At 45.4% G+C, this 17,238-nt stretch carries 8 protein-coding genes and 2 pseudogenes; 6 read left to right on the top strand and 4 right to left on the bottom strand.

The genetic code is table 11. The features are described 5' to 3' along the window. Window positions 1–48: 48 nt before the first annotated feature. Both ADJ77_RS01685 and holA read right to left on the bottom strand, forming a co-directional pair. On the bottom strand, window positions 49–519 hold the full coding sequence (locus ADJ77_RS01685) for a helix-turn-helix domain-containing protein (protein WP_025078384.1): 471 nt from the start codon (window positions 517–519) through the stop codon (window positions 49–51). An 837-nt stretch (window positions 520–1,356) separates the two neighbouring features. Then, window positions 1,357–2,382, bottom strand: a complete 1,026-nt coding sequence (holA, locus tag ADJ77_RS01680; RefSeq protein WP_025078385.1) for a DNA polymerase III subunit delta — start codon at window positions 2,380–2,382, stop codon at window positions 1,357–1,359. A 225-nt stretch (window positions 2,383–2,607) separates the two neighbouring features. Here holA and ADJ77_RS01675 point away from each other — a divergent pair, with 225 nt between their 5' ends. Beyond that, on the top strand, window positions 2,608–3,057 hold the full coding sequence (locus ADJ77_RS01675; protein WP_025078386.1) for a type I restriction enzyme HsdR N-terminal domain-containing protein: 450 nt from the start codon (window positions 2,608–2,610) through the stop codon (window positions 3,055–3,057). A gap of 214 nt (window positions 3,058–3,271) precedes the next feature. Here ADJ77_RS01675 and ADJ77_RS01670 read toward each other — a convergent pair. Beyond that, window positions 3,272–4,170: pseudogene (locus tag ADJ77_RS01670) on the bottom strand (IS1380 family transposase); the annotation flags it as partial. A 589-nt stretch (window positions 4,171–4,759) separates the two neighbouring features. Next, window positions 4,760–5,179, bottom strand: a pseudogene (locus ADJ77_RS01665) (IS1380 family transposase); the annotation flags it as partial. Window positions 5,180–5,644: 465 nt separating this feature from the next. Between ADJ77_RS01665 and ADJ77_RS01655 the strand changes: the two are divergent. The 5 genes from ADJ77_RS01655 to ADJ77_RS01635 all read left to right on the top strand — a co-directional run bounded on the left by ADJ77_RS01655 (window position 5,645) and on the right by ADJ77_RS01635 (window position 17,216). Further along, window positions 5,645–9,661 carry a hybrid sensor histidine kinase/response regulator transcription factor gene (locus ADJ77_RS01655; protein ID WP_042741104.1) on the top strand — a complete coding sequence of 1,339 codons (4,017 nt, stop codon included), beginning with the start codon at window positions 5,645–5,647 and terminating at the stop codon, window positions 9,659–9,661. A 230-nt stretch (window positions 9,662–9,891) separates the two neighbouring features. Next, window positions 9,892–11,106 (top strand): glycoside hydrolase family 5 protein, encoded by a 1,215-nt coding sequence (locus tag ADJ77_RS01650; RefSeq protein ID WP_025079111.1) that lies wholly within the window; start codon window positions 9,892–9,894, stop codon window positions 11,104–11,106. 27 nt (window positions 11,107–11,133) lie between these two features. Beyond that, window positions 11,134–14,310: a SusC/RagA family TonB-linked outer membrane protein gene (locus ADJ77_RS01645; protein WP_050695962.1), complete on the top strand. Its 3,177-nt coding sequence runs from the start codon at window positions 11,134–11,136 to the stop codon at window positions 14,308–14,310. Between the two features lie 58 nt (window positions 14,311–14,368). After that, the gene (locus ADJ77_RS01640; protein ID WP_050695961.1) at window positions 14,369–16,144 is read left to right on the top strand and encodes a SusD/RagB family nutrient-binding outer membrane lipoprotein; all 1,776 of its coding nucleotides are present in this window, start codon (window positions 14,369–14,371) and stop codon (window positions 16,142–16,144) included. 85 nt (window positions 16,145–16,229) lie between these two features. After that, complete coding sequence (locus tag ADJ77_RS01635; RefSeq protein WP_234398182.1) at window positions 16,230–17,216, top strand: hypothetical protein; 987 nt, start codon at window positions 16,230–16,232, stop codon at window positions 17,214–17,216. Window positions 17,217–17,238 lie beyond the last annotated feature (22 nt).

Genomic DNA, 17,238 nt, shown 5'->3' with positions numbered 1-17,238 from the left:
AAACTTCCGAGTGCTATACTATGAATATCAAATTCACATTTCAAAGACTTATTTCTTGGGAACAAAAGTTTCCCATGTCTGATCATCAAAGAAGATACGAATCTCTGTGATGCGTCGTTGCGGTTTGTCAATATACTTTACCTCTGCACGAGATGGGCTTTTATACATATTATCACAGTATGGAGAGCTTACCTGTTCCGCACCTGCTTGGGGTGGAGTAGTAGGATAAGAGAAATCAAGTGCGCCCTCAGCAACTCCAGGTTGCATCACTCCAGACTCTCCCGTAGAAGAATTAAGGTCAGCAACCTGATCTCTAAACATAGGTCCTTGTCCATACATAAGCCAATCAAGATTAATCTTGGTGAACTTACTTCTGATTGCCTCAACAGTATTTAGAGTCGGTTTTGTTCTTCCTGTAAAAATACTGCTGAGAGATGCAGATGAGATTCCTATGAAATCTGAGAAGGTTTGCTGAGTCATGTGCTGACTCTCCATGAGCTGTCTGATTCTATCTTTCATATAAAAATACTATCGTTTGTTACTAAATAGAGGAGTCTGAAAGCTGTTTGCCCACTTCTCTAAGAACTTTACAAAGGTAAACATAATATTTTAAATATCAAAACAATGTTTATGCTAACATACGTTTGTATATCTTTGTTTTGATATTTACATTTTACAAAACAAAAGGCACAGAAGTGTGCAAGTAGTATATACATTTGCAAAACAAAATATACACTTCTGTATAAGATAATATCAATTAATTAAGCAAAAAGCGTAATTTACTGGCTAAAAAGCACCTTATATCTAATGTACAAACGTAAAAATGGGATATATACAATAATTAGGGCAATTTTTAAGTAAACATTGATTCAAAAGCAATATACTTTATACATAAATAACTGGTATATATAGGATTACATAGGTATTGCGTGAAGTGTATAAAAATCCATTTAGGTTTAGCAACCTATATATATAGATTTTATTATCAAAATTAATATTTGTATGTGCGCTTTTATTCTTTTAGATACACTCATTATATTTACAAACGTAAACAAAAACTATCAAGAAACAATTACTGCTGTTTACATTTAAAAAAGATAATAAATGTGAATTATAAATCACAGTTTTGATGAAACAGCCATTTTTAGCGTGCTTAAAGTATTTATGAACGGGAGGAAAGAGACTTTGAAATATGCGAAAAATGACGATGATGAAATGCGCTAACTCCCCTACTACTCAATAAGAAACACAAAAAAAGCACCTTTTTCAAAGCGCTCCTTTTAGATTAAAATTATATGTTTTCTGATAAGAAAAGGGGATTTTGATGCCCTGAAAGCACCAAAATCCCTCTGTTTTTTAATGAAGAATAAAGAAAATAAGCTCTTTCATCAAATCCCCTGCACTAGTATTAGGATTATCCAGCCCTTTACTCTTGCCATCTATATCCCGAATCTTGGAAATTATATCCATCGTTTTACGAGCGGAATAGTTCCTCAGACCCGTCATAAAATCTTTTGCGCCCCATGTATTACGTAAATCCAAAGCACCTGCAATCTCCTGCTCAGAGTTTTTCCGGGGAGCATAATGAACTATCATCAGGTTTTGAAAATAAGAAAAAAGCAACGGAAGGAAAGAATAAAGAGAGCCTGCTTTAGGATTATTGTCAAAATATTTCACAATCTGATTTGCCTTAAAACAATCTTTCTGAACGATGGCATTTCTAAGTTCAAATGCATTGAAGTCTTTACTAACCCCTATCTCCTTCTCCACCACATCTGGTGTTACCCGAAGATTGTCTGCTGGAAGAGAAATCAGAACCTTATCCAGTTCGGATGTTAACCGGCTAAGATCAGCACCGATATGATCAGCTATCATCTGACATGCCTTTGACTCAATGCTGACATTCTTCTGCTTCAGATAATTTTGGATGAAATCTGGCAGCTGGTAGTCGCGCAACTTCTTGCTTTCAAACACGACACCTGCAACCTGTGCTAATCCGACAGCTTTCTTACGTGCATCAATTTTCCCGTTTTTATGACACCACACAAGGATGGTTGATTTTACGGGATTTTTGAGATACTTCTCCAGAGCTTCTAAAGAACGGACATTCTGTGCTTCCTTGACAATAATCACCTGATACTCTGCCATCATTGGATAACGGCGTGCCATATCAGCTATCTGAACAGCTGTAATATCCGATCCGAAGCAGATTGTCTGATTGAAATCACGCTCTTCTGGAGAAAGAACATGGTCTGCAATATAGCTGGAAATCTGATCAATATAATAGGATTCCTCCCCCATCAACATATAAATGGGAGCAAAATTCCTATTCTTCAGATCCTGCATTATACTCTGAAATGTTGGTCCTTGCTTTGCTGGCATTTACTTTTTTATTAACTTTGCATAATAGATAAACCGTATGTGCAAGCAATGGCAATGGGGCAAGCAAGCAATAATGATAAAATATCCATTGGGGAAAACCAGCCTCTAAGACATGTGCAGTACGGTCTTTCATGCAAAGTTAATAGAAAAGAGATAGAAAACAAAATTTTCATTTGACTTTCAACCGCACACTTTACACCTTATTATATATAGTACATTTCAAATATGATGCAGCTCAACCTTCCTCCTTATCAAACCAGGGTAAAGGAGGCAAACGGACGAAAGCAGATTTTCGATATACTTCGCAGGAAATATGTAACACTCACTCCAGAGGAATGGGTGCGCCAGCACTTTATTCATTACCTGATTGAACACAGGAACTACCCCGTCGCTCTGCTTGCCAACGAAGTCCCGCTGCAAGTTGGAGAAAAGAAAGTCCGTGCAGACAGTGTTCTTTATGACAACCAGCTTCGACCGAGAATGATTGTTGAGTACAAAGCTCCTACCATAGCTTTGACACAAAAGGTATTCGACCAGATATCTGTTTACAATCTTCTACTACACGTCGACTACCTCGTCGTATCAAACGGACTGGAAACCTATATCTGCAAAATGGATTATGAAAACCAGACATACAGGTTTATCGAGACCATTCCAGATTATCAAAATATTTAACAAACATACCGTTTTATACCTACATAAATCAGTAATAAACATTTACTTCAATTCCGCAGCGTTTTTTCTTGTGAGGCGATTTTATATGTTGAGATGTCTTTTTTGGGGGTCTATATGTTGATATGAGGTTTTTCGGGGGTTCTTGGTTCTTGCATAGGCATGAAATCCCCCACCCAAACCAATGGGGAATATGAGAACCACAAAGAAATGCTGCTTATTCAAGGAATACTTCAGAATAGTATGCTTTGTTTGTATACAGGTTCAGAACGTTCCGCCTTCCCGTTCGCACCCATTTTGCCGGTACGCTGACGAAATGCAGGATAAAGGCTCTCAGCCTGCTTGTCTTTTTCAACGGCTTGACCTTTTCGCTGATATGGCGGACGAGATAGAGATAGAAGTTCTTCAGCATGGCGGTAACCATCATGAAAGCCATGTTCTCAGCCATGAAGGAAAAGGGCAGATGTGCCCAGCCGAAGTCATTGTTCTGTATGTCGAAGTTCTTTTCGCTCGCTCCACGTTCATTGTAGAATGTGATGATATCCTTCTCGGTAGATGTCCGGTTATTGGTAAGGATACAGCGGTATGTGTATATCACTCCGAACATATCCGTCTGTTCCCTGCCGTGCTTGTCTTTCAAGGGAGTACGCTGTACGACAAGCCTGTATGACTTTCCTTCGATGAGGTCGTCCATGCTGACGGAGGTGACATCGCATCTCTCATAGCCAACCTCAACGCCCTTCCACTCTTCCAGCTGGCGGAACTCCTCGCACCGGCTGCCGCAGTTGGCAGCACGTATATAGAACGTGTTGCAGCGCTGCTCTACGGTTTGGATGATTTCCTTCGAGAACGACCCGCAGCTGGCACGGAAACGCTCTGTCACAACACCAAGCTCGGAGGTCACACGGTCCATAATTCGGCGAAGCGTGTCTTCTTGATGGGGAATTTCACATTGGTGTTCCCGTCACGGTTCTCACCTCCGACTATGATGCCCCCGATGGAAGCCCAGCCCGGGAAATAGACATGGTCCTGCTTGTAGGAATACTTTGCATCGAACTTGTAAGCTGGAATAAACTGGTGGTCAAAGTCCAGGTCAACATGGCTGCCCGCCTTTATAGGGTTCTCCCGTTAAATGCGTAGATCGGAAACAGAATAAAGGCTTATACGCTTGTATGGTATGGCTATCCAAGATCGGACGGTCTCACAAAGGAGGATAAAGCACAAAAAAATGCAGAAAAGGCTAACAGAGGCTATGTCTTTCCGTCTTCTACAAACAACTTATTCCCATATCAATCAATGTTTGTAAACTATTTTCATACAACTCAAAACCAATACATGGTCTTCTGGCTTTGAAAAGACGCCCAATTGACTTGCAATAGATGCCCTTTTGAAGTCCAATTAACGCCCTTTTGAAGTCCAACTAAGCACCTTTTCTTGCATGACCTTATAACTGACTGATTTCCTGTTGGTTGCAGACTTGCTTTTTACACGTGTTTTTGCCTTTATCTGTAGGTATTTTACCCGAAATTATGTCATGATTTTTCAATCTGTTGTCTGCGCTTTTCAAAGTATTAAAATGGAAAGGTTTTCTGCATGGGAGGATGATAACAAAGTAGGTAGCCAAGACCGTCTTGGCTATGTTTTATTTAATGAACAACTCCGGTTCTTCCGTTAAAGCTATACGAAAAACATCCATGCATTTAACGGAAGAACCCTTTATAAGCTCCATTCTCCGTATCATCCGTAAAAGTAAGGTGTTCAGCTTCTCTGCAGTGTTGAAACTGTAAGACCTGCCGGAGGTTTCGCTCTTATAGACAATATCCTCTTCGGCAAGCTCCTTCAGTCCGCGCCCCACGGTGTCGGCACCGGGTAACAGCGTACCTGGTCTCTGCCTGAACTGCCCAATAAGCGCATTGATGTCCTCAAGACAATCCCCACCGCAAAGGTAACTGAAGAAGAGAGAGCCCAGGATGCTTCCATGGCTGAATGCCTTGCCGCTGCATCCGCGTCTGCCCAACACAGATTCGGTAAGTTTTTCAAAGCCCTACTTTGAAAAAACGTCCATGATGTGATAAATTCCTCCGAAGGAAGTGATATTCTCGTTTTTAATTGCTACCTTTGTCATGTCAGATTTTTGCTTGTTTATTATTTTGATAGCATTAAGATAGGTGAAATCTCTGACATGTCCAAGTGTCTTGAGGACTTTGTTTCTCAGGCACTTGGAGTTCTCACAAGAAATAATGCTGCGGAATTAAGGTATAAAAAAGTAATAGGAATCGTTATAGGGCTTGCCATCGGCTTCTTCCTGTGTATCGACGATCTGATAACCCGTCTTTCCAGGACCTTCGATAAGACAAGGTAGCAGCTTTACGATGGAAGCGGCAACGTGATGCGCAGGGTGGAGAGCTTGAAGGGACTCGGCATAACGCCGAAGAAGCAAACCAAGGGACTGGAAGAAATTAATACATTGGACCGATAAATGAAAAATAAAGGCTTATCATATTTCCTAAGATTACAGGTTGATTTCCTGTGGCTCTTGTGTATGGTGCTGTGTTCGCAGCTCCATGCTCAGGAACATTTGACCCGCAATATGCTGATGTTGTCGAATCTCAATACGGACAATGGGCTCTCCAGTGCCCGTGTGTATTCGATAGTTGAGGCTGAGGATGCTGCTATGTGGATCAGTACCAAGCGAGGCGTTGACAGGTACAATGGTCAACAGGTACGGAACTATACCTTGGCTACGGATATGCAGTTTAGTGATGCCAGTGGTAGAAACATCAAGTTGACTAAGGATAGCCAACAGCATATCTATGCCTATGATAATAAAGGAAAGATCTATATATATAATAAGGTGAAAGACACATTCCAACTCCAGGTCAATCTGATGAATGTACTTGGAGGAAGTGTGGTGCTCAATGACTTGTTGGTTGATGACAAGGGATGCTTTTGGATGGCGTTAGATAGGGGCGTGTATATGATGGCTCCTCTATCTATTGCTGGTAGCAAAGACAAAACAGCGTATAGTTCGCCGAACAAAGGAAAATACATTCTGAAGAACATATATGTCAATCATATCCGATTCTTCGGCAAACAATTATTGATAGGTTCTCCTTCGGGAGTCTTCGTCTATTCACAAAATGCAGCCCAGCCTCGATTGCTCTTGCGAGGGTATTCCGTGCTTTCGTCTTATCACGACGTGAAGGCTCATCAGATATGGTTGGGAACTTTCCATCGTGGCATTCTCTTGCTCGATGACAGAACATGGAAGCCATTGTCTTCTCTCACGCAATTCTCATCCTTATCAGATATTCCGCTCATCCCTGTTCGTTCCATTATCCCCTACGATGCAGCCACCATCTTGATGGCGGTGGATGGAGCAGGTGTCTATGCCTACGACAAGAAGACTTGTAAGACGAATCTACTTTTGAATACGGATGGCAGACTGGAAAATGTATTGCATGGCAATGGCGTCTATGCCCTTTGCAAGGACCATCTTGGCGACCTTTGGATGGGCTCCTATTCAGGAGGTGTGGATATGGCTATTCCTATGGAGCATACCTTGGAGTTTGTGCGCCATGAGTATCTCAACAGCCAGTCGCTTATCAATAATGGTGTGAACGATGTTATGCAGAGCGTGGATACACAGGGCCGCAATAGCAAAATATGGTATGCTACCGACAAGGGGGTGAGCATCTATGACGAGCAAACCCATCTGTGGCATCATTCCCTATATAATAAGGTGGCGCTTACCCTTTGTCAGACTGCCGATGGCAAGGTCTTGGTGGGAACCTATGGTGATGGCATCTTTCAGGTTCATGCCGATGGAAGCAGTAGTTGGGCTTACTCTGTGTCGAATGGCAAGTTAAAGACCGACTATGTGTATAGCATTTTCAAGGATAGCGAAGGAGGCTTGTGGATAGGTTGTTTGGATGGAGACTTGGTACATATCCCATCATCATTAGAAAAGAATGGAAATGTGGATAACTCCGTTAACTACTTGCCAATCAATGAAGTTCAGAGTATCGTGGAGTCTCCTGATAAGAAGATTATTGCGGTGGGAACGACCCATGGATGTTATCGTATCGACAAGCGAAGCCTTCGTGTCAGTCGATTCTTCTATCCGTCGGAATTTCCGTCAGTCGATTATAATTTCTTTGTCAATGCGATGGCTTTTCAGGATGCACGGCATATCTGGATAGCCACCGATGGAGGAGGCTTGTACCTCTACGATTGGCAGAAGCACCAGGTTAAGAACTATACCATCTCGCAGTCTTTGCCTTCCAACACCGTCTATGCCTTGGTCAAGACTCCCATTGGCAAGGTGTGGATGAGTACCGACAAGGGACTGGCTTTCATAGATCATGGAAAGGTGACCAATCTCAACTTCTTCAAGGGATTGGAGCGGGAGTACAAGCGTATGGCTGTGGTCCGAACCCAAGACGGGCGAATGATATTCGGAAGCAGTGAAGGAGCTGTGGTCTTGGCATCCAAGTTTGCCAGAGGATTGAACTACAAGGCTCCTCTTCATATCACGGGTGTTGAGGTGGAAGGAAAGACTTTCGATGAGGATGCCCAACAGGAAGATTGGAATGCAGAACTCTTCAAGATGTTGCAGACTGGCAAGATGAGCTTTTCACACAGCGAGAATACTCTCATCGTGCATTTCGAGAGCATCAATTACCAGTATCAGCACGACATCCAATACCAGTATTATTTGGAGGGGTATGACCATCAGTGGAGTGTGCCTTCTGCCTACCAGCAGGCTCGTTTCGCCACCTTGCCTCCTGGCAGTTACACCTTGTATGTCAAGGCAATGGGTAGGAGCAACGGACGCATTTTGGGAGAATCTACCTTGCGTATTCATATCGCCCAACCATGGTGGAACTCTTGGTGGGCATGGATTGTCTATCTCAGCATCTTTGGTGCTATCGTCTATTTCGGCTGGGATTACTACAGGGAGCGTTTGCATCGCAAGTACTACGATGACAAGATCAACTTCTTTGTGAATACCGCTCATAACATCCGTACCCCTTTGAGTCTTGTGCTGGCACCTCTTGCCGACTTGTCGAAGGATACTACACTGGGCGATAAGAGCCGAAAGTTCTTGGAGATGGCACTGCGTAATGGCGACAAGCTTCTGAGGATGGTGACCGAGTTGCTTGATTTCCAGAAAATAGCCGTAGCGAAGACACAAGTCCACTTGCAGAATGTGGAGCTGTCTGTCCTCTTGCGTCAGCAGGTGGATAAGTTCCAGATGTCTACCCAGGAGAAACATATCAGTCTTCGGTTGACAACCTGTGGACAGCATACCTTCTCTACCGATCTTTCTATGATGGATTTGATATTCGAGAATCTGCTCTCCAATGCCGTAAAATATACGCCGGTGGGTGGAACCATCACCGTCTCTGCTTCGATCGATGAGGTTGGCAAGCAGGTCTGCATCCAGGTAAGCGATACCGGCATCGGTATCCCGAAATCCGAGGCAAGGCATATCTTCCAGAGTTTTTTCCGTGCCTCCAATGCGGTCAACTCTCAGGAGATGGGCAGTGGCTTGGGCTTGATGCTCACTCGCCAGCTTGTGCAGAAACTGGGAGGAAAGTTAACGTTCGAGAGCGAGGAAGGCAAGGGAACTGCTTTCTTGGTTGTGTTGCCTGATAACGGAAATGTTGATGTTCCCGTTTCTTCCAAGCCAGCAAGTCTGCCAGAAACTTCAGATACCTCCGTGTCTGCCGATGAAAAAATAAAATCAGAGGAATCCCTTAAGGACACGCTCCTTTTTGTAGATGACAACGAAGACCTCCATCAATACATCCGTATGGCTTTCGCTGACCAATATCATGTGGTGGATGTGGAGAGTGGTGAGGCAGCCTTGAACTATCTGGCAGAGAATGGCGAGTGCGACATCGTGGTATCCGATGTGATGATGCCGGGTATGCAGGGCGACGAACTCTGCCGTCGCATCAAGGAAAACAAGGAGACCAGTTGGCTGCCTGTCATTCTCCTGACGGCGAAGGCTGGTCGCGACTTCATGATAGAAGGCCTAGGACTTGGAGCAGACGATTACATTGCCAAGCCATTCGACTCTGCCATTCTTGCCAGCAAGATAGCGAGCATGTTGAAGAACCGTTGTCGTCTGAGTCAATACTATATGGAGCGAAGTCTCGCCATCGTCAGAGGAGAGGACTCTGGGCAATCGTCTCAAAAGAGCCTGTTGCCAAGCGAACCTTCCGTGCCATCCGCTTCCGATGAAAAGAATAAATCTTCCGATGAAAAAGAACCGGAATTGGATCCGATGGACCAAGCTTTCGTTGAGAAAGCAACCCGTCTCGTCCTCGATAACCTGAGCGACACCGACTTCACCATCGACCGCCTTTGCCGGGAGATGGCGATGAGCCGCACCCTCTTCTATGGCAAGTTGAAGACTCTGACGGGGCAAGGACCGCAAGACTTCATACGACTCATCCGTTTGGAGCAGGCAGCCCAGTATCTGAAGCAAGGCGATAGCGTCTTGGATGTCTCTGTGAAGACAGGATTTGTAAACGTAAAGTACTTCAGTACAGTCTTCAAGAAGCATTTCGGGGTGTCACCGAGTAAGTATGAATAAAATGAGCAGTGTAAATTGTTGGTAAAGAAAGTAAAATTACTACTATCTGATATTCAGTTAGTTATATACAAATGTAAGGTTTCAAACCTGGCGATAAGTTAGATTTGAAACCTTTTTTGTTTGCATTCTAACCTAGTTTTTTTCTCTTTTCTATACTTTTGCAGCCAAGTCCAAACAATAACTCGCAATGAATAAACAATTAAACATAAACAACAACAATAAACTTAATAATGAAAAGGAACCTTTTGAAAATCTGCTTGCTATTTGTAAGTATGTTTACTGCATTTTCTTGCAGTGCTAGTCCTTCGGTGGTGGATACGCCTGATACAAGCGAATCGATTCCTACCGCCAAGCAATGGAACAAGGATGTAGTAGGTTGGAATCTCGGCAATGAATTCGAGTGCTCAGCTCCTGGACAGGATGGCGAGTCGATGCAGATTGGCAACCCTGATGGTTCCATCCATGCAGAGACAGCTTGGGGCAATCCCGTTGTCACCAAAAAAATGATACAAGCCGTGAAGAAGGCAGGTTTCAATGCCATCCGTATTCCAATCCGTTGGCAGTGCCACATTACCAATGCTCAGGCGATGAGCATCGACAAGATTTGGATTGCTCGTATCAAGGAGGTAGTGGGTTGGTGTCTGGATAATGACCTCAAGGTTATCATCAATGCGCATCATGAAAAATGGCTCGAAGGTCGTCCTACCTATCAATATAAGGATGTAAACTGCCAAAAGCTTGCGCTCCTCTGGATGAATATCGCTTCTGAGTTTGCCAATTATGACAGCCGCTTGGCTTTCGCCGGTACCAATGAGGTTCACGTCAGGGACAACTGGAGCAAGCCTACTGCCGAGAACCTCGAAGTGCAGAATGCTTACAATCAGATATTCGTGGATATGGTTCGTGCCACAGGCGGCAACAATGCCAAGCGCCACCTCATCTTACAGACTTACGTTTGCAACCCTTGGTTTGGCATCGAGAATGGAGGATTCATCATTCCGAAGGATGCCGAAGGCAATGGCAACAACTATATGAGTGTGGAATTCCACTACTATCAGCCATGGAGCTATGCCGGCGATTGCGCCTACGATTACTGGGGTGATGCCTACAAGGATGTTGGCAAGATACCTGCTGAAAACGAGAAGACGATGACGGATTTCTTCGATAAGGCGATGAATACCTGGAGCAACAAAGGACTGGGTATCGTAATAGGAGAATGGGGAGTAACCGACCACTATAAGTCAAACTCTGTGAAAGTGCATGAAAACATGACCTACTACTGTAAGTTCTTGACTACGGAGGCTCGCAAACGAGGCTTCTCTACTTTCGTTTGGGACAACAACCACTTTGGCAACGGCTCTGAGAAGTATGGCATCTTCGACCGTTTCAAGAGTATGAAGGTGAATGCTCCTTGGATTCTCGAAGGAATCTTTGGGAAAGAATAATGTTAAACTAAAAACAAAATATCTATTATGAGAAAGAAAACCATGTTTCTCGGCATGCTCGGTGCAGGTTTGATGTGGATGCCTACTTCTGCCATCCTCGCTGCTCAGATGAACAATGCTGCTATGAGCGTTCAGCAGAACCAAGGTATCAAGGGTACAGTGGTGGATACCACTGGCGAAACCTTGATTGGTGCAAGCGTGAAGGTGGCTGGTACAACAAACGGTGTCGTTACCGATCTGGATGGTAACTTTACGCTGAATTGCAAGCCTGGAGCTACACTCGAAGTGAGCTACGTCGGTTACAAGACGATGACCGTGAAAGCTGTTAATGGTATGAAAATCAAGATGCAAGTGGATAGTAAAGCCTTGAATGAGGTAGTTGTCACCGCCCTCGGTATCAAACGAGACCGCAAGGCTCTCGGCTATGGCTTGGAGGAAGTGAAGGGTGAGGAACTCAGCAAGGCGAAGGAAACCAACGTCATCAACTCTCTTTCAGGTAAGGTGGCTGGTCTCGTCGTGCAGAATACGGCTGGCGGTGCTTCTGGTTCTACCCGCGTGCTCCTTCGTGGTAATACAGAAATGGCAGGCAACAACCAGCCTCTCTATGTGGTGGATGGTGTGCCTTTGGATAATACAAACTTTGGCAGTGCTGGTGAAAGTGGCGGTTATGATCTGGGTGATGGAATCTCTGCCATCAATCCTGATGATATTGAGACGATGACCGTATTGAAAGGTCCTGCTGCCTCTGCCCTTTATGGTAGCCGTGCTTCCCACGGTGTTATCTTGATTACGACCAAGAAGGCGGAGAAGGATAAGATTTCCGTGGAGTACAATGGTTCTTACACTGTCGATACCCAGTTGGCTAAGTGGGACGACATCCAGGAGATATATGGCGCTGGTTACAATGGCGAGCTGCCTACATCCAGCACCTCTGGTACCAATACCAGTTGGGGACCTAAGGCCGATGATTTCATGTTCAAGTATTTCGATGGCGAGGAGCGTCCATTCTTGATGCACCCTAACAACGCCTCCGATTTCTTCCGCACAGGTTTCACCACCCAAAACTCTGCCATCCTCTCTGTTAATTCCGGTAAGACGGGTATGCGTTTCTCTGTTACCGATATGCGCAACAAGGACATCCTGCCTAACACCAATATGAGTCGTGACAACTTCAACCTCCGTGTTAATACCTCCGCAGGTCCTGTTGACTTCGATTTCACCGCCAACTATACTCGTGAGAAGGTGAAGAATCGTCCTGCCCTTGGCGATTCCCAGAGCAACGTGGGTAAGAACCTCATGACCCTGGCGGGTACCTACGACCAGGCTTGGTTGAAGCACTATGAGGATGCCGACGGCAACTATTCCAACTGGAATGGTAACGACCAGTATAACAAGAACCCATACTGGGATCTCTATAAGAACAGCAATACATCCGACAAGGACGTGTTCCGTTTTACGGGTAAGGCCATCTGGAACATCGACAACCACCTCAAGTTGCAGGGTACCATCGGTACCGACATCAACAGCATGAACTTCGAGGACTTCATCGCCAAGACAACTCCAGGTACTCCTGCCGGAAAGCTTACCGACCAAATCTTCAACAACCGCACACTCAACGCCGAGATACTCGCCCTCTACAACAACTCATGGGGCGACTTCGATGTCAATGCTACCGCTGGTGGTAATATCTTCAAGGTGAACAACAAGACCACTACCAACGTCGGTCTCAACCAGCAGATGAATGGAATACAGAACATCATGAACTATCTGGAGCAGAATACTCGTGAGAGCATGTATAAGAAGCAGATTTCTTCTCTCTATGCCAGTGCGAGCCTCGGCTACAAACATACTTACTATCTGGAGGGAACCCTCCGTGGCGATAGGTCATCTACGCTCCCTACCAATAACAATACATACGTATATTCTTCGGTATCTGGTAGTTTGGTATTCTCCGAGTTTATCAAGAACAAGAAGTTCATCAATTACGGTAAGATTCGCGCATCTTGGGCAAAGGTAGGTAGCGATACTGATCCATACCAGTTGGCACTCAACTACACCACGGGCAAGTACAGCTACTCGGGTTATACCATCGGTATGATAGCCAACTCAACACAGCCAAACAAGGACTTGAAGCCTACTATGACAGATTCTTACGAGGTAGGTTTGGAGATGAAGTTCTTCAACGGACGCTTGAGCTTGGATGCCACCTATTACAACCAGAACTCCAAGGACCAGATTTTAAGCTTGGCTTCAACCACCACCTCTGGCTATGCTTACCGCCTCATCAATGCCGGTGAGATTCAGAACCAGGGTATCGAGATTGCCCTCAATGCCCGTGCCTTGCAGATCAAGGACTTCGCTTGGGACTTGGGGGCCAACTTCTCGAAGAATACCAACAAGGTGAAGTCGCTCACCAATGGCATGGACTACTTCGAGTTGGCGAAGGCATACTGGTGCGGTGTTTCTGTTGGTGCCAAGGTAGGAGAGAACTATGGAGCCATCCGTGGACACGACTTCCTCTACAACAACAAGGGACAGATGGTTGTCGATGCAGCTACTGGTCTTCCAAAGGTTGACCAGAAAATCAAGACCATAGGCAACTCTTCTTGGGACTGGACAGGTGGTTTCTACTCAACCTTCAGTTACAAGAACTTCCGCCTCTCTGCTGCATTCGATGTGAAGGTAGGTGCCGACATCTACTCAATGTCCATGCGTTCCGCATACCAGACAGGTAAGGCAAAGGGAACATTGGCATGTCGTGAGGAGTGGTACACTTCCGAGGAGGCTCGCAAGGCTTCGGGTATGGACCTTGGCACATGGCGTGAAGCAGGTAACTGCAAGGGATTTGTCGTAGAGGGTGTCATCGACAATGGCGATGGTACTTATCGCAAGAACGACATCGCCGTGAACCCTGAGGATTACTGGAAGCATGTGGCAAATGGCGTGCAGAGTGCCTTCGTTTACGACAACTCTTACGTGAAGTGTCGTGAGATTACTTTCGGCTATACCTTCCCAGAGAGCATCTTGGGCAAGTATGTCAAGGGCTTGACCGTATCCTTCGTGGCTCGTAACCCATTCATTATTTGGAAGAATATTCCTAACATCGACCCAGACTCCAGTTACAATACCTCTGGTCTCGGTCTGGAATATGGCTCTCTACCATCTCGCAAGAGCTATGGTTTAAACGTGAACGTGAAGTTCTAATCTCGAAAAAACAAATCAATTTCTTTAGAAGAGTTCTAATATATAATAATGTAAGAAAATGAACAATATAATCAAGAAATATATAGGTGAGAGCAGCCTGCTGATGGCTTTCGCCCTGATGACAACCGGCACTGCGATGACTTCTTGCTCAGATGAAACCTTGAGCAACATCAATACCGACAAGACCAAGGTGAGCGAGCTCGACCCTAACGCACAGTTGACTACTGCTTTGTTGCAGACTTACGGTGACTTCAGTTTGATGGATACCTACCGTAACTATATCTCAGGTTTTCCACAGTATTTCGCTGGTGGTTGGAACGTAACCAACTATGCAGGTTCCAACTTCCGTGAGGACGACATCGCTCGTCGTGTCTGGGACCGCTACTATGAGGTCAGCATCAAGAACCTTGTGGATGCCATCCACAATTCAGCAGACAAGGCAAACTTGAATGCGGCACTTCGTATCCATCGTGTCTATCTCACGGCAGTCTTGGCAGACACCTACGGCGACGTGCCTTGTTTGGAGGCAGGTCTGGGTTACATCTCAGGCATCTCCACCCCTAAGTATGATACCGTAGAGGAACTCTACAGCTGGTTCTTTGAGGAGCTTGACGCTTGCGAGAAGCAACTTGGCACCGGTACCGACCGCATTTCTGGTGATGTCACCAGCATGGGTGGTGATGTAGCCAAGTGGAAGAAGTATGCCAATGCGCTCCGTATGCGCTATGCCATGCGCATTTCAGATGTTAATCCACAGAAGGCAAAGGAAGAGTTTGAGAAGGCTGTTGCTGCCGGTGCTATCGCCAGTGCAGCAGATGATGCTTACATCAGATATGCCGATACTCCTTATACTTATTATGATGGAGCCAACGACTACGATTTCCGCACCAATGCCTTAGGAGAGATTCTCTATGGTCAGGATGCCACATCGCCTACCATGGTATGCTCTACCTTGTTCTATCAGTTGCAGAATACCAACGACCCTCGTCTCTATCGCATCTGCCGTCACTACTACAATATCAAACGTAGTCAGGTGAAGCCAGACAAAGAGCAGAACATCGACTTGACCGATGATTTCCTGGCTTACTTCCGGAGCAAGAATCTCGGTGAAGAGCCTTGCAACCCTGGTGCTACCTGGTACACAGACTGGATGAATCCAGCTACGGTTGATGACCTTCCCACTTTGAAGAAGTATGCGGAGATAGACGAGAACACTTATGCCAACTCTGATTATATAGCCCGAGCAGGTCGTCCTTGCCTGAACATCGACTTCGAGATGCCTTCTTGTCCTGGCGACTTGATGAGCTATGCCGAGGTGGAGTTCCTCAAGGCTGAGGCTGCAACCAAGGATTGGAATGTTGGGGGTGATGATGCAGAGAGCCACTACGAGGCTGGTGTTCGTGCCAGCATGGAGTTGCTCAACAACTACTATCTTACATCCAACAAAATTTCCAAGGAAGAGATAGATGCGTTCATTGCCAATAATCCGTTGGGTGACAATCCTAAGGAGACCATCAACACCCAGGCTTGGATTCTCCACATGATGAACCCTTCTGAGGGTTGGGCAAACATGCGCCGCTCTGACTATCCTGCCATCTTGAATCGTGATTTCTTGACCAAGAATGGTTTTACTTACACAGATTCTAACTGGTCAATGCCTGTCCGTTTGCAGTATCCTGAGTTGGAAGGTCAGTACAACAGTGCCAACTACAAGGCTGTCATCGACCGCATGGGTGGTACAGACGACTGGCACAAGCGCCTCTGGTGGGACAAGGCTGATGTAAACCTTCAGCCAGACTTCAATCCTCCATTCGGAAAGGGATACAGAGAGTAGTGTTTAATGTTAAATATTAAGTGTTAAGTGTTAAATGTTAAGTTTTATAGGACAATAGATAGAATAATTAATTATGAATAAGACAATGAAACAATATAAGGGAAAAGTCTTGAAGGGTATGATGATGCTCTTCGCCATGAGTTTCGCACTGGCTGGTACATCTACCTTGTCTTCTTGCTCTTCTGACGATGATCCATACTTCACTGTCAGCGAAAATGACGATCCACGTATCTTGAACACCGACTTGGCTGATTCCAAGATAGACCGCAAGACAAATTATAAGTTGGAAATCAAGGTGACTCCTGTTCACTACACCACAGTGACATGGTTGCTCGACGGCACTCAGATTGCCGAAGGTACTACCATCGACCAAACTTTGCCTGTAGGTAATCATGAACTGAAGATTGTGGCAACCACCACCAAGGGCAAGACCACATCCCGCACCTTGAACGTTACCGTGACTCCTGCTGCCGATGACCCAGCCTTGGGTACCAATGCCATCGAGCTTTGGGTAGCTCCAGGAGAAACTACAACCATCCACGAGTGCAAGAACCTGGGTCTCGTTCAGAAAGTTCTCATCGCTGATAAGGAGGTTGCCTTCGAAGTTCTCGATGAGGGTACGACATTGAAAGTTACTGCTCCTTCCGACCTCGCCAATGGCGATTACGACATCACATTGGTAGATGGCAATGGTGTACAGTTTGCTGGCGGTACCATCAAGGTAACCACCGAGGCTCGCCCATCTATGGAGAACACCATCTGGGAAGGTGAGTTTGCCGTGACATGGGGTACAGCATTCGATGCCTTGAAGGATACCTTCCTCTCAAAGGTGAAGGCTGGCACCATCCTCCGTGTCTATGTGAATGGAAATGGTCAGGGTACTGCTGCCACTGCTTGGTGGAACAACATCCTTACTGGTAAGGGCGACCCAGAACGTGGCGACATCATGGTGGATGGACCTGCTAAATGGGAGTTTGAACTGACCGACTTATCTATCCAACTTTTGACAGAGCAGGATGGTTTCCTCCTCGTGGGTGACGGTTACACCGTAAAGAAAGTAACTATCGAATAAAATATTAGAAAGATTTCCGTTT

The sequence above is a fragment of the Prevotella fusca JCM 17724 genome (genome assembly GCF_001262015.1).
Taxonomy (GTDB): domain Bacteria; phylum Bacteroidota; class Bacteroidia; order Bacteroidales; family Bacteroidaceae; genus Prevotella; species Prevotella fusca.
This window is presented reverse-complemented; position numbering and strand designations above follow the sequence as displayed.